The sequence below is a fragment of the Pseudomonas sp. NPDC007930 genome, assembly GCF_042958985.1.
Lineage (GTDB): Bacteria > Pseudomonadota > Gammaproteobacteria > Pseudomonadales > Pseudomonadaceae > Aquipseudomonas.
This window is the reverse complement of sequence record NZ_JBIBKC010000015.1, coordinates 18,136-32,060: the sequence shown is the minus strand read 5'-3', so window position 1 is coordinate 32,060 and position 13,925 is coordinate 18,136. Positions and strand designations below refer to the sequence as shown.

The window sequence follows — 13,925 nt, the reverse complement described above, 5'->3', positions numbered from 1 at the left end:
AGGTGCCGCAGCGAATGAAACCCACCGTCCTGCAACTTTCCGCCATCCTCATCCCCAGCATCCGCGACGCCCTGGCCGAGCGTTTCGACCTGCACCGCTGGTTCGAGGTGCAAGACAAACCGGCCTTTCTCGCCGAGCACGCAGCGCGTATTCGCGCGGTGATCACCGGCGGCCACACCGGCATCAGCCGCGAGCTGATGGAACAGTTGCCCAACCTCGAGCTGATCACCGTCAATGGCGTTGGCACCGACGCGGTCGACCTTGCCTATGCCCGCGACCGTGGCATCCAGGTGTGCGCCACCCTCGGCGCGCTCACCGAAGACGTGGCCGACCTCGCCATCGGCCTGCTGCTCAGTGCCTGCCGCGGCATCGCCACCAGCGACCGTTTTGTCCGCTCCGGCCAGTGGGCCAGCAGCCCCACGCCGCTGGCGCCGCTGCCCCTGGCCCGGCAGTTCTCCGGGATGCGCATCGGCATCGTCGGCCTGGGCCGGGTCGGCCGCGCGGTGGCCGTACGCGCCGCGGCGTTTGGCTGCCCGATCGCCTACACCGACCTGAGTGCCATCAACGATGTGCCCTATGAATTCGTGCCCAGCCTGCTGGCCCTGGCCGCGCGGAGCGACGCGCTGATCGTGGCCGCCGCCGCCGACCAGGCCGAGGGCATCATCGATGCCGCGGTGCTCAAGGCCTTGGGCCCCGAGGGCTACCTGATCAACATCGCCCGCGGCAAGCTGGTCAACGAACCCGACCTGCTGCAGGCCTTGGCCGCCGGCACGATCGCCGGCGCCGGGTTGGACGTGTTCGCCGCCGAGCCCAACGTGCCCACCGCGCTGTTCGCGAACGAGGCCGTGGTGCTGCAACCGCACCGCGCCAGCGCCACCGTGCAAACCCGTACGCGCATGGGCCAGATGGTCATCGCCAGCCTCGACGCGGTGTTCGCCGGGCAGGTGCCGGCAGGCAAAGTGGTGTAGGCGAACGGTGGCGATAAATATCCGTATACCCCTATAAAAAACCCTAATCCTCACCGATCGGAGATGGCTTGACGCTATTACGCGGCGACCGGGATAGTCGGGGCACACCCTGATTGCCTTGGAGCCGCGCCATGCCAAACCGCCCCACCCTCTCCCGCCTCGTTGCCGCCCTGGCCCTGGCCGGCCTCGCCAGCCAGGCAATGGCCGCCGAAACCCTGCGCCTGGCCCACGCCTCGAGCAGCGACAGCCTGATCAACCAGGCCATGACCCGCTTCGCCGAGCAAGTGGAAACCCAAACCCACGGCGAGCTGCACGTGCAGGTGTACCCCGACGGCCAACTGGGCGATGAAGCACCGATCGTCGACTCGGTCGGCGCCGGCGCCATCGACATCGGCCTGGGTGGCGCGGTAGACGGCATCGAACCCAAGCTCAACGCGCTGTCGCTGCCGTTCCTGTTCAAAGACGCCGCCAGCGTGCACGCTTACCTCGACAGCGCCGCCGGGCAAAAACTGCTGGCCATGGGCGAGCCCCACGGCTTCAAGATGCTCGGCGCGCTGGACTCGGGCTTTCGCCAGTTCGCCAACAGCAAGCACCCGATCAAGGAACCGGCCGACCTCGCCGGCCTGAAGGTACGCACCCCGCCGAACCCGGTGATCCTCGCCACCATCAAGCAACTGGGCGCGCTGGGCCAGTCGATCCCCTTCGGTGAGGTGTACACCTCGCTGCAGTCGGGCGTGGTCGATGGCGTAGAGCCCGAGCTGCGCGACTTCAACGACCAGAAGTGGTACGAGGTGGCCAAGTACGTGTCGATGGCCAACTACATCTGGTCGGCGAACTTCTGGTTCATCAACAAGGACAAGTACGACGCCCTGCCTGAAGCCGAGCGCAAGGTGCTCGACCAGGCCGCGGCCGACACCACCAGTTGGTATCGCGCCCAGCTCGACAGCGTGTACAGCCAGATCGAGACCAAGATGAAGGGCCAGGGCGTGGCCTTCAACCCGGTCGACAGCAGCGCGTTCCAGGCCAAGGTGGGCCCGGTGTACGAGCAATTCGGCAAGGCCTGGGGCACGGATTTCGTCACCACGCTGCGCAAAGACGCACAAGGCCAGTAATTATGTCGATCACCCTGCATCCCGAAGCGCCGCCGCGCTCGCTGGCCGAGCGCGTGCTTGGCGGGCTGGGGGCGGTGATGTTCTGCATCACCTTCCTGGCCACCCTGGCCGGCGTGTTCTCGCGCTACTTCAACCTGCACGGCTTTGAATGGTCGTTCGAAATCGCCACCCTGTCGTTCATCTGGGTGACCTTCATTGGTGCGGTGATCGCCGAGCTGCGCCATGAGAACGTGCGCTTCCAGGGCGTGGTGCAGTTGCTGCCGCCCAAGCTGCAGTTGGCCCTGGACGCCTTCGCCAGCGCCGGGCTGCTGGTGATCGCAGGCTGGCTGCTGTACAGCGGCAGTGCCTTCCTTGCCCGCTCGGCCTGGCTGCCGACGCCCGTGCTGCGCTGGCCGGCGGGGCTGTCGACGCTGGCGCTGGTGAGCGCCGCGGCGATGCTGGCGATCATTGCCATCGTGCGCCTGGTCCGCCGCCTGCGCGGCATCGGGGGTGGCGCATGACCGTCGCGATCCTGTTCCTGGCCTTCGTGCTGTTGCTGATCGCCGGCCTGCCGGTGGTCTGGGCGATGGCCGGCGGCACCGTGGCCGCGCTGGTGCTGGGCGACCTGCACCTGCCGTGGGCCTGGCTGGCCCAGCAAACCCTGCGCGGGGCGGATTCCTCCACCCTGGCGGCGATCCCGTTGTTCCTGCTGGCCGGTGAGTTGATGAACCGCGGCGGCCTGACCCACCGCATCATGCGCGTGGCCGAGCATATCTTCGGCCGGGTGCAGGGCGGCCTGGGCCTGGTCAACGTCGCCACGGCGTTCGTCTACGGCGGCCTGACCGGCTCGGCCACCGCCGACACCGGCACGGTGGCCAAGGTGATGATCCCGGTGATGGAAGAACGCGGCTACCCGCGTGCCTTCGCCGCGGCGGTGACCGCCGCCTCCGGCACCCTGGGCATCATCGTGCCGCCGAGCGTGATCCTGATCATGTACGGCGTGCTCACCAACACCTCGATCGGCGGGCTGTTCATGGCCGGCGTGCTGCCGGGCATCCTGCTGGCGGCGGCGTTCATGCTCACCGCGTATATCGTCGGCCGGCGCAACGGCTACCCCAAGGCCGAAGGCCGCATGGACTGGCCAGGCCTGGCGCGCGATGTACGCGGCGCGTTGCCGGCGCTGATCATGCCGGTGATGGTGCTGGGCTCGATCGTCAGCGGCCTGGCCACCGCCACCGAGGCGGCGTCGTTGTCGGTGCTGTACGCGCTGGCCGTGGGCACGCTCATCTACCGCCAACTGCGCTGGGCCGACATGCTGCCGGCGATCGTCGAGGCGGTGACCATCACAGGTTCGGTGATGATCATCATGGCCGTGGCCATGCCGTTCGGCTGGATCCTCACCTTCGAACTGGTGCCGCACACGGTGGCCTCGTGGATCACCCAACTGCACACCGGGCCGATCGTTACCATCCTGCTGGTGATCCTGGTGCTGAAGGTGGTGGGCTTCTGGCTCGACCTCGGCCCGGCGATGATCATCCTCGCGCCGATCCTGGTGCCGGTGGCCAAGGCGGCGGGCTTCGAGCCCTACCAGATTGGCTTGCTGTTCACCATGACCCTGGGCTGGGGGCTGTTCACCCCACCGATCGGCACCAATATCTTCGTGGTGTGCAACGTGGGCCGGGTCGACATCGGCTCGGTGTCCAAGCACCTGGTGCCGTTCTGGATCGCCACCGCCGGCGCCATCGCCCTGTTGATCGCTTTCCCCGCCTTGAGCGGCTGGCTGCCCCGCGTGATGGGCTACTGACCTTCTTCTGACTGTTCGAGACTGACATGAAACATTTGATCGGTGGAATTTCCAGCGCCGGCCGCGCTTTGCCTGAAATCAACGGCCAGGCCTTCAGCGTGGCGCGTTCCCACGGCCCCTGGCTGTGGGGCAACGACGGCGAACGCTACCTCGACACCGCCATGGGCTTTGGCGCGACCATGCTCGGCCACGCCCACCCGGCGGTGGTCGACGCGATCTGCCGGGCGGCCAGCAACGGCCTGATGCCGAGCTTTGCCCACGGCCTGGAAGAACAGGCCGCGGCGAGCCTGGCGAGCTTCACCGGGCCGCTGTCGCAGGTGGTGTTCGTCAACACCGGCAGCGAAGCGGTGCACCTGGCCTGCCGGGTGGCGCGCGCCGCCACCGGGCGCCAGCAGGTGGCCAAGTTCGCCGCCGGTTACGACGGCTGGTTCGACGCCGTGGCCTTTGGTAACGCCGGCAGCGCCGCGGCCGCCATGGCCGGCCCGCGGCCACAGCAGAACGGCATGTGGCTGCTGCGCTACAACGACTTCGACGACGCCGAGCGGTTGTTCCAGGACTGCCCCGAGCTCGCCGCGGTGGTGGTCGAGCCGGTGCTGGCCAACGCCGGTTGCGTGGCGCCGGCGCCGGGCTACCTCAAGCACCTGTGCGAAGTCGCCCACCGCCACGGCGCGCTGGTGATCCTCGACGAAGTGCTGATGGGCTTTCGCCTGCAGGCCGGCTTGAGCGGCCACCTGCTCGGCGCCGACGCCGACATCGCCACCGTCGGCAAGGCCATCGGCAGCGGCATGCCGGTGGCCGCGGTGGTCGGCAAGCCCGAGGTGATGGCGGTGCTCACCGACGGCCGCGCCAACCGCGCCGGCACCTACAACGGCGCGCCGCCGGCCTGCGCCGCGGTGATCGCCACGCTCGAGCAACTGCGCCACCAGGACTATCCCGCCCTGCTCGCCGCCGGCGACGCTACCCGCGCGCGCATCGCGCAAGCGTTCGCTGAGCACGGCCAGAGCGTGTGCAGCAGCGGTTATGGCTCGGTGTTCACCTTCTGGCAAGGCAGCGTAGTACCGCAAACCTACCAGCAGGCGGCGGCCTGTGCCGACCAAGGCTGGACCGAACGCCTGCACGCCGCCTTGCGCGGGCAACAGGTGCTGAGCATGCCGTTCGCCTTTGGCCGCGCCTACCTGACCTTCGCCCACGGCGCCGCCGAGCTGGAGCGCTTGGTAGAGGGCTACCGCGCCGCCGCGCTGAGCCTGGCCTGACGCGGCTCAGGCCGAGCGTGCCATGCCCTGCTGAAACTGCTCGCGGATGTACTGCGCCAAGCGCCGGGTGTTCAGCCGGGCGTCGGCCGGCACCACCAGCGCCAGGTCGAGGTCGGGCAGCGCCGGCAGGCGTGGGTCGTTGCCAAGGATGCGCCAGCCAGCCGGGATCACCGAGGCCGGCAAGGCGCTGATGGCCATGCCGGTGCGCACCGCGTGCAACACGCCGGGCAAGTGCGACGAGGCGCTGACCACCCGCCACGGCGTGCCGGCGCGGTCCAGCGCTTCAAGGATGCGCGGGCGCGCCCGGCAGGTGTCGGCGAACAGCGACAGCGGCAGCACTGCACCGGCCTCAGGCGCCGCGCCCGGGGCCGCGCACCAAAGTTGTGCTTCGCTGCGCAGGTACTCGCCGTTATCGCGGTCGCTGGCGCGGGTGAGGATCGCCAGGTCGATACTGCCTTCGCCGAGCATCGCCTCCAGGCGGGTGGAGAAGTCGCAGATCACCTCCAACTGCACGTGGGGGTAGCGCGCGCCAAAGCCCTGCATCAACTCGCAGCCGATCGATTCGAGGTAGTCATCGGGCATGCCGATGCGCAGGCGGGTGGCCTCTGGGGTGCATTGCAGGGCCATCAGCGCTTCGTCTTCGAGCATCTGGATGCGCCGCGCGTAGCCGATCAACCGCTCACCCTGTTCGGTCAACGCCACGCCCCGGCGCGAACGTTCCACCAGCTTGCAGCCGAGGCGGTCTTCGAGCCGGGCAAGCATCAGCGACACCGCCGCCTGGGTTTTGCCGATCCGTTGGCCGGCGGCGGTAAAGCCGCCATGGTCGATGACCGCCACAAAGGCGGCCAGGGCATCGGTGTCGAGGTGGCGCATGGGAGGTGTTACCTGAAAGAGCAAGACCCGAAGGTGGTGCAAGCTTCGTTCCAGTGTGGGTTTTACCGGCCTTGGCCGGGCCCGACAGGCCTCCCAGGAATTTGCAATGTTGCTTCTAATGGGATGTTCTTAAAGTATTTTGCGGCGCGCATGGCCTGACTGGCCCCTCGCCCGGCACCGCCGGAGTGCCGGACCACGGCCTCCCACCAGATTTGTGTGAGTATTTGATTTACATGGCAACACAGAACCCGTGGGAGGCCGGCTGTGCCGGGCGATAGGCCGGAAAACCTACCCCACCCCTTGCAGAATCAACACCGCCGCCCGCTCCGCCACGGCCATCACCGCGCCCTGGATGTTCCCCGAGACCATGCTCGGGATCACCGACGCATCGACCACCCGCAAGCCGGCCAGGCCGTGCACGCGCAACTCGGCGTCGACCACCGCCAGCGGCCCCTCGCCCATCCGGCAGGTGCCGATCGGGTGGTAGATGGTCTGGCCGTTGGCGCGGGCGTAGGCCAGCCACTGTTCATCGCTGAGGGTTTCGGCGCCTGGGCTGGTCTCGGCCTCGAGGTAGTCACGCAGGGCGGGCTGGTTCACGATGTCCCGGGCCATTCGCATGCCGCCGATCAGGCTGCGGCGGTCTTGCTCGTCGGCGAGAAAGTTCGGCTTGATCGCCGGCATCTGCTCCGGGTCGGCGCTCTGGATGTGAATGCTGCCGCGGGAAGTGGGCCGCAACTGGCTTACGCCAATGGTCATGCCCGGGTGGCGGTCGAGGATGCGCTCGGCGGCGTTGGCGTAACTGGCGTGCACGAAGAAATACTGCACGTCTGGGCTGGCCATGGCCGGCTGGGTCTTGACGAAGCCATGCACCAGCCCAGTGCCCAGCGTGAGGATGCCGGTGCGCCGGCTGAAGTACTCGGCCACCGCCAGGCCCAGGCGCCAGCCGCGGGCCATCTGGTTGAGGGTCAGGGTGTTGTTCAGGCGCCAGTTCATCCGCGTGGCGAAGTGGTCGATGTAGTTTTCCCCGACCCCGTCGAGGCGGTGCCGCTGCGCGATGCCGGCGGCCCGCAGCACGTCGGCGCGGCCGATGCCGGACAGCTCGAGCAGTTGCGGGCTTTGGATGGCGCCGGCGCAGAGGATCACTTCACGGCGGGCGGTGGCGCTGTGCAACTGGCCGCCTTGGCGGTAGCGCAGGCCAGTGCAGCGCGTACCGGCCAGCTCCAGCGCCAGCACCTGGGCGCCGGTGATCACCGCCAGGTTGGCGCGCTGGCGGGCCGGTTTGAGGTAACCGTCGTAGGCACTCCAGCGCCGCCCGGCCTTCTGGAACACCTGGTAGTAGCCAAAACCCTCCTGGGCCTGGCCGTTGTAGTCGTGGTTGCGCGGCTGCCCGGCTTGCTCGGCGGCCTGCAGAAAGGCACTGGCCACCGGGTAGCGCTCACTCACCTGGTGCACCTGCATCGGCCCGTGCTGGCCCCGCTCGGGGCCGCCCTGGGCATAGGCCTCGAACTGGCGAAAGTACGGGGCCAGGTTCTGGTAGTTCCAGCCCTTGGCGCCGGCCTGCTCCCAGGCGTCGTAATCCCCTGGCTGGCCGCGCACGTAGATCATCCCGTTGATCAAGGTCGAGCCGCCCAGGCCCTTGCCGCGCGGCACGGCGATCACCCGCTGGTCGGTGTTGGCCTCCGGCGCGGTCTGGAAGCGCCAGTTGAAGCGGCGGTCGACCAACAGCTTGCTGAACCCGGCTGGGATCGGCAGCCAGAAGCCCTTGGGCTCGCCGCCGGCCTCGAGCACCAGCACCTGGTGCTGGCCCGAAGCGCTGAGGCGGTTGGCAAGGATGCAACCGGCGGTGCCACCGCCGACGATGATGTAGTCGTACGTGCTCATGCCCGGCCCTGCCCGCTGGGCGCGCCCATCGCCGTGGCCATCAGCTCGACCTGGCACAGCAGCATCGGCAGGCCCGGCTGGATACGGCAGCCACGCGCCGCGGCGGCCTGCAACAGCGGGGTGTGCACCGGCTGCATGATGATCTCGGCCACCACTTGCTCGGGGCTCAGCCGCTCGGCGTGACAGGGCAAGGGGTCGTGCTCGCGCAGCCCCAGCGAGGTGGCATTGACCACCAGGGCATGGCCGCTCGGGTCACCGCTGCCCCGCGCCACCGGCAACGCCGGGTACGCTTGGCGCAGCCGTTGCAGGAGGTCTTCGGCCTTGGCGGCGGTACGGTTGGCGACCGTCAGGCGGGCGATGCCGGCCTCGGCCAGGGCGAAGGCAATGGCATTGGCGGCGCCGCCGGCACCGGCCAGGTACACGCTCATGCCCGCCGGCTCGATGCCCTCCTGGCGCAACCCGGCAACAAAGCCCAGGCCGTCGAGCATCTCGCCGACCAGCTCGCCGGCGGCGGTACGGCGCACCGCATTGACCGCGCCGATCGCCCGGGCATGGGCGCTGGCGCGATCACACAAGGCGAGCATCGCGCTTTTGTGCGGCACGGTGACGATAAACCCTTCGAGGTTGGCCAGCCCGCGCAAGCCCTGCACGGTGGCCGCCAACGCCTCGGCGGGTACATGAAACGGCACCATCACCCGGTCTTGGCCCCGGCGGCGAAACAGCGCGTTGATGGCCTGGGGGGTTTTCACGTGGTGGATCGGGTCGGCGATGATCGCGTACAGCCGGGTGTTGCCGGAAATCTCTGTCGGTATGCTCATGTTCATGCCTGCTCGCGCGGGCCCGGTGGCCCGCGGTGGGCGGCCCGCTGCGGGCCGGAAGGGCTCAGCGCATCAACCAGCCGCCGGCCACGTCGATCACCTGGCCGGTGACGAAATCACTCTCGGCGCTGGTGAGAAAACACGCTGCATCGGCCACCTCGCGCGGCTGGCCCAAACGCCGCAGCGGGGTTTGCTCGACGATTGCCTGGTTCAGTTCGGCGGCCACGCTTTGCAGCAAGGGCGTTTCGATCCGCCCCGGGGCCAAGGCGTTCACGGTGATCCCATACGGCCCCAGCTCACCGGCCAGGTGCCGGGTAAAGCCGATCAGCGCCGCCTTGGTCGCGCTGTAGTGGACGGCTACCAGCGGCAGGTAGGCACTGCCAGCCACCGACGACATGCTCACGATGCGGCCAAAACGCCGCTCGACCATGCCCGGGCTGAGCAGCCGCGCCAGGTTGAAGGCACCGGTCAGGTTGATCCCCACCACCCGGTTCCACTCCTCGGCGCTCATCTCCCAGATCGGCGCCGCGCGCCCCTGGTGCTTGGGCGATACCCCGGCGTTGTTGATCAGCGTATCAATCGGCCCCAGCGCTTCGGCCAGCCGCGCGCAGGCCCGCTCGCACTGGCCGTAGTCGGCGACGTCAGCCTGCCACCAGGCCGCGCGGTGGCCTTGCTGTTGCAGGTGCAGGGCTTGCTGTTCGGCGCGCGCGGGGTCGGCGTCGAGCACCGCGACCGCGGCGCCCTCCTCGGCATAGCGTTGGGCGATCGCCGCGCCAATGCCACTGCCGGCGCCCGACACCAGCACCACCCGGCCTTGGTGGCGGCTCATGGGTTCACCTCCAGCATCACTTTGCCGATGTGCTGGCTGCTTTCCATCAGCCGGTGGGCCGCGGCCACCTCGGCCAGGGCGAAGGTGCTGTGGATCACCGGCCGGCATTGCCCGGCGGCCAGCAGCGGCCAGACCTGCTCACGCAAGGCGCGGGCGATGTTGGCTTTGTCCTGGCGGCTGCGCGGGCGCAGGGTCGAGCCGGTAAAGGTCAGGCGCTTGAGCATGATCGGCAGCGCATCGAGCTCCAGCCGGCTGCCCTCGAGAAAGGCGATTTGCACCAGCCGCCCTTCCAGCGCCAACGCGCCGAGGTTGCGCGAGATGTACCCGCCGCCGACCATGTCGAGGATCATGTTCAGCCCCTGCCCTTGGCTGAACTGCGCGGCGGCCTCGGTGAAGTCTTGCTCGCGGTAGTTGACCGCGCGCTCGGCGCCCGCGGCCAGGCAGGCCTGGCATTTTTCCGCGGAGCCAGCGGTGGCCAGCACCCGCGCGCCAAAATGCCGGGCCAACTGGATGGCGGTCAGGCCGATGCCGCTGCTGCCGCCATGCACCAGCAGGGTTTCAGCGGCCTGCAAGTGGCCGCGCTCGAACAGGTTGGTCCACACCGTGAAGTAGTTTTCCGGCAGCGCCGCCGCCTCAAGCAGGCTCAACCCGGGCGGCACCGGCAAGCAGTGCTCGGCCGGCGCCACGCAGTACTCGGCATAGCCGCCGCCCGGGGTCAGCGCGCACACCGTGTCGCCCACCTGCCAAGGGCCGGCGCCGGCGCCCAGCGCGACCACCTCGCCGGCCACCTCCAGCCCGAGCAAGGGCGAGGCGCCGGGGGGTGGCGGGTAGCTGCCGGAGCGTTGCAGCACGTCGGGGCGGTTGACCCCGGCGTAGGCCACGCGAATCAGTACATCCCCCGGCCCCGGCGTGGGCCGCGCGCCTTCGGCCAGGCGCAGGCACTCGGCGGTGCCGCCGGCGCCGTGGTCGATATGCCGCATGGTAGTGGCTGGCATGTGTCTCTCCTGTTCAGTCAAAGGCCCAGGTAGGCGCGTTTTACATGGGGGTTGTCGAGCAGCTCCTGGCCGCTGCCGCTGAGCACCACCGCGCCGTTCTCCAGCACGTAGCCGCGGTGGGCGATGCGCAGGGTGTGGACGATGTTCTGCTCGACGATCAGCACCGTGGTGCCCAACGCGAGGATCTTGTCGATGATGCCGAACACCTGCGAAACCAGCAGCGGCGAGAGCCCCAGCGAAGGCTCGTCGAACATCAGCAACTTGGGCTCGGCCATCAGCCCGCGGGCGATGGCGACCATCTGCTGTTCGCCACCGGAGAGCGACCCGGCCAGTTGCCCAAGGCGCTCGCGTACCCGGGGGAATAGCTCCAGCACTTGCTCCAGGCGCTGCTGGTGGCCGGCCCGGGCCCGGCGCTTGTAGGCGCCCATCAGCAGGTTGTCGCGCACGCTGATGAACGGGAACAACTGCCGCCCTTCGGGGATCAGGGTGATGCCCGCGTCGACCACCTGGTCGGGGCGCCGGCCGTCGAGGCGCTGGCCTTCGAATTCGATGCTGCCCTGGGTCGGCTTGACCAACCCGCAGAGGCTGCGCAGGGTGGTGGTCTTGCCGGCGCCGTTGGCGCCGACGATGGTTACCACCTCGCCGGCATTGACCTCGATGCTCACCCCACGCAGCACCTCGGTGCGGTCGTAGCCGGCGTGTACGTTGTCGAGCTTAAGCATGGCTGTACTCCTTGCCCAGGTAGGCCTCGATCACCAACGGGTTGCTGACCACGTCTTGCGGCGCGCCCTCGATCAACAGCGCGCCCGAACTGATCACCACGATCCGATCAGACAAACTCATGGTGGCCTGCATGATGTGCTCGATCATCAGCACGCTGACCCCGGCATCGCGCACCCGGCGGATGATCTCGATGGCCTTGGCCACGTCGGTGGGGTTGAGCCCGGCCATCACCTCATCGAGCAGCAGCACCCGCGGCCGGGTGGCCAGGGCGCGGGCCATCTCCAGGCGCTTCATGCCGCCCACGGTGAGGTTGCGCGCGCGGCTGTCGAGCAGCGCGGTGAGGTCGGTCATCGCCGCCACTTCACTGGCGATCGCCCGGGCCTGGCGCGGGTCACCGGTGTGCATGAAGGCGCCGAGCATGATGTTCTCGCACACGCTGAGGTCGGCGAACGGCTGCACGATCTGAAAGGTCCGGCCAATCCCGGCCACGGCGAACTGCGCCGGGCTGCCGGGGGTCACCCACTGGCCGGCGGCGTTGCGCACCTTCACCTGGCCCTGGCTGGGCAGCAAAAAACCCGAGAGCTGGTTGAACACCGTGGTTTTGCCGGCGCCATTGGGGCCGATCACGCCCACGATCTCGCCTTCGTTGAGGGTCAAGGACACATCGTTGGTGGCGTGCAGGCCACCGAAAAACTTGTGCAGGTGCTCGGCCACCAGGATCGGCTCGCCAGGCCGCGCGATGGCCGCCGTGGCGGGCGCGGGCGGCGCCGGCAGTGGCGCCTCGGCCTTGCCACCGGGCAGGCGGTCGACCCAGGCCAGCAGCCGCCCACCAAAACGCCCAACGATACCCTGCGGGATGGTCAGCACCACCGCCACCAGCACCACGCCGTACACCAGCCCATGCACGCCGCTGCCCAGGTTGCCCAGCCAGCCGCGCGCCAGTTCCGCTAGCGGCAGCACCAGCAACGTGCCGATCAGCGGGCCCGACACCGTGCCCAGCCCGCCGATCAGGGCGAACATGGCGATCTGGATCGACAGCTCAAGGGAGAACATCGCCCCCGGCTCGATGAAGGTCAGGTACATCGCATGGAAGCTGCCAACCAGGCTGGTGAGGAACGCCGAGATCATCACCGCGGCAAGTTTGACCTTCACCGCGCTGACGCCCACCGCCTGGGCGGCGTCTTCGCGTTCGCGCACGGCGATCAGGTAATAACCCAGGCGCGAATGCTTGAGCCGGTGCGCCACATACAGGGTGACCAGCAAAAAGCCAAAGGCGATCAACAGGTACGGCCAGCGCTGGCGGAACAGCATCCACTCAACGCCCATCTTCAGCGGCACCGCCAGGCCGGCGGCGCCACCGGTAAGGCCTTGCTGGTTGATCGCCAACAGGCGGACCACCTCCAGCACGGCGATGGTCGCCAGGGCAAAAAACGGCCCGCGCAGGCGAAAACACGGCCAACTGATCACCACCGCCAGCAGGGTCGAGAGCAGCGCGCCGGCGAACATCCCCAGCCACGGGCTGAGCTGCAGATGCATCACCAGCAAGGTCGCCACGTAGGCGCCGACGCCGTAGAACACCGCGTGGCCCAGCGACAGTTGCCCGGCGAAGCCGCCGACGATGTTCCACGCCGTGGCCAGCGCGGCATAGCTGCACACCAGGATGAAGATATGCAAAACGAACGGCGAACCGATCGCCAACGGTACGGCCAGCAGCATCGACAGCGCCAGCAGGCCGAGGTAGGTACGCGGGTGGGTCAGGTTCATGGCCAAGCTCCTTATTCAGACCCACGCCCCGCACCGAACAGGCCGGTGGGGCGAAAAATCAGGATGCCGAGGAAGATCAGGAAGTACACGACCTCCTTCAGGTCGGGGGCGATGTAGAAGCCGGCGAGGCTGTCGACGACGCCGATCAGCAGCGAGCCGAGCAGCGCGCCGCCCAGGCTGCCCAGCCCACCCAGCACCACGATGACGAAGGCGGTGAGCACGAAGAACGTGCCCACGGTGGGGAACACCGGGTATTGCGGGGCGATCATCCCAGCCGCCAGGCCCAGGCAGGCGCACCCCAGGCCAAAGGCGAAGATGTAGATGTTCTTCACGTTCACCCCCATCAACTGCGCGGCGTTGCGGTGCTGGGCGGTGGCGCGCACCGCGCGGCCGAGGAAGGTGCTGTGCAAAAACCAATGCAGCGCCCCAACCAGCGCCAGCGCCACCACGAAGGTCAGCAACTGCCCGCTACTGGCGCGTAAAAAGCCCAGGCTGACGGTGCCGGTACCCAACCCGGAGGGGTTGCTGACGCTGTACACGTCGGCGCCGAACAACAGCAGCGCGGCGTTCATCAGGGCGATCGACACCCCCACCGTGGCGAAAATCTGGATGTGCCCCTCGGCGCTCAGCAGCGGCTGGATGATGAACCGCTGCATCGCCGCGCCCAGGCAGAACAGCACCACCACCACCGGCACGATGGCGGCGTAAGGGTGCAGGCCCAGGTGCTGGTTGAGCAGGTACACCGCGTACAGGCCGATCATCAGGAACTCGCCGTGGGCGAAGTTCACCACCCGCACGATGCCGAAGATCAGCGTCAGGCCAATACTGATGATCGCCAGGGTGCCGCCGAGCAGCACGCCGTTGAGCAGCAGTTGCAGGAAAATCTCCATGGTTGCCCCCTTATCGGTGAGCGAGCGCCGCCACGG

At 68.4% G+C, this 13,925-nt stretch carries 13 protein-coding genes; 5 read left to right on the top strand and 8 right to left on the bottom strand.

Translation table 11 applies throughout. The features are described 5' to 3' along the window. Positions 1 to 14: 14 nt before the first annotated feature. The 5 genes from ACFZCE_RS22625 to ACFZCE_RS22605 all read left to right on the top strand — a co-directional run bounded on the left by ACFZCE_RS22625 (position 15) and on the right by ACFZCE_RS22605 (position 5,116). The gene (locus ACFZCE_RS22625; RefSeq protein WP_390942766.1) at positions 15 to 968 is read left to right on the top strand and encodes an NAD(P)-dependent oxidoreductase; all 954 of its coding nucleotides are present in this window, start codon (positions 15 to 17) and stop codon (positions 966 to 968) included. 131 nt (positions 969 to 1,099) lie between these two features. Next, a complete protein-coding gene (locus ACFZCE_RS22620; protein WP_390942765.1) occupies positions 1,100 to 2,080 on the top strand; it encodes a DctP family TRAP transporter solute-binding subunit in 981 nt (326 codons plus the stop codon). A 2-nt stretch (positions 2,081 to 2,082) separates the two neighbouring features. Beyond that, positions 2,083 to 2,580: a TRAP transporter small permease subunit gene (locus tag ACFZCE_RS22615; protein ID WP_390942764.1), complete on the top strand. Its 498-nt coding sequence runs from the start codon at positions 2,083 to 2,085 to the stop codon at positions 2,578 to 2,580. Next, positions 2,577 to 3,863 carry a TRAP transporter large permease subunit gene (locus ACFZCE_RS22610; protein WP_390942763.1) on the top strand — a complete coding sequence of 429 codons (1,287 nt, stop codon included), beginning with the start codon at positions 2,577 to 2,579 and terminating at the stop codon, positions 3,861 to 3,863. Before ACFZCE_RS22615 ends, ACFZCE_RS22610 begins: the two co-directional genes overlap by 4 nt. A 26-nt stretch (positions 3,864 to 3,889) precedes the next feature. Then, positions 3,890 to 5,116: an aminotransferase class III-fold pyridoxal phosphate-dependent enzyme gene (locus ACFZCE_RS22605; RefSeq protein ID WP_390942762.1), complete on the top strand. Its 1,227-nt coding sequence runs from the start codon at positions 3,890 to 3,892 to the stop codon at positions 5,114 to 5,116. Between the two features lie 6 nt (positions 5,117 to 5,122). Here ACFZCE_RS22605 and ACFZCE_RS22600 read toward each other — a convergent pair whose 3' ends face one another. The 8 genes from ACFZCE_RS22600 to ACFZCE_RS22565 all read right to left on the bottom strand — a co-directional run bounded on the left by ACFZCE_RS22600 (position 5,123) and on the right by ACFZCE_RS22565 (position 13,889). Next, positions 5,123 to 5,989 carry a LysR substrate-binding domain-containing protein gene (locus ACFZCE_RS22600; RefSeq protein ID WP_390942761.1) on the bottom strand — a complete coding sequence of 289 codons (867 nt, stop codon included), beginning with the start codon at positions 5,987 to 5,989 and terminating at the stop codon, positions 5,123 to 5,125. Between the two features lie 288 nt (positions 5,990 to 6,277). Continuing rightward, complete coding sequence (locus ACFZCE_RS22595) at positions 6,278 to 7,870, bottom strand: GMC family oxidoreductase N-terminal domain-containing protein (RefSeq protein WP_390942760.1); 1,593 nt, start codon at positions 7,868 to 7,870, stop codon at positions 6,278 to 6,280. Next, on the bottom strand, positions 7,867 to 8,688 hold the full coding sequence (locus tag ACFZCE_RS22590) for a shikimate dehydrogenase family protein (RefSeq protein ID WP_390942759.1): 822 nt from the start codon (positions 8,686 to 8,688) through the stop codon (positions 7,867 to 7,869). The genes ACFZCE_RS22595 and ACFZCE_RS22590 overlap by 4 nt, the downstream gene beginning before the upstream one ends. Positions 8,689 to 8,752: 64 nt before the next feature. Next, positions 8,753 to 9,517: a 3-oxoacyl-ACP reductase FabG gene (locus ACFZCE_RS22585; protein ID WP_390942758.1), complete on the bottom strand. Its 765-nt coding sequence runs from the start codon at positions 9,515 to 9,517 to the stop codon at positions 8,753 to 8,755. Next, complete coding sequence (locus ACFZCE_RS22580) at positions 9,514 to 10,512, bottom strand: zinc-binding dehydrogenase (RefSeq protein WP_390942757.1); 999 nt, start codon at positions 10,510 to 10,512, stop codon at positions 9,514 to 9,516. The genes ACFZCE_RS22585 and ACFZCE_RS22580 overlap by 4 nt, the downstream gene beginning before the upstream one ends. A 17-nt stretch (positions 10,513 to 10,529) precedes the next feature. Next, positions 10,530 to 11,234 (bottom strand): ATP-binding cassette domain-containing protein, encoded by a 705-nt coding sequence (locus tag ACFZCE_RS22575; protein WP_390942756.1) that lies wholly within the window; start codon positions 11,232 to 11,234, stop codon positions 10,530 to 10,532. After that, a complete protein-coding gene (locus ACFZCE_RS22570) occupies positions 11,227 to 12,999 on the bottom strand; it encodes an ATP-binding cassette domain-containing protein (protein WP_390942755.1) in 1,773 nt (590 codons plus the stop codon). The genes ACFZCE_RS22575 and ACFZCE_RS22570 overlap by 8 nt, the downstream gene beginning before the upstream one ends. Positions 13,000 to 13,010: 11 nt before the next feature. Next, on the bottom strand, positions 13,011 to 13,889 hold the full coding sequence (locus ACFZCE_RS22565) for a branched-chain amino acid ABC transporter permease (RefSeq protein ID WP_390942754.1): 879 nt from the start codon (positions 13,887 to 13,889) through the stop codon (positions 13,011 to 13,013). Between the last annotated feature and the right edge of the window lie 36 nt (positions 13,890 to 13,925).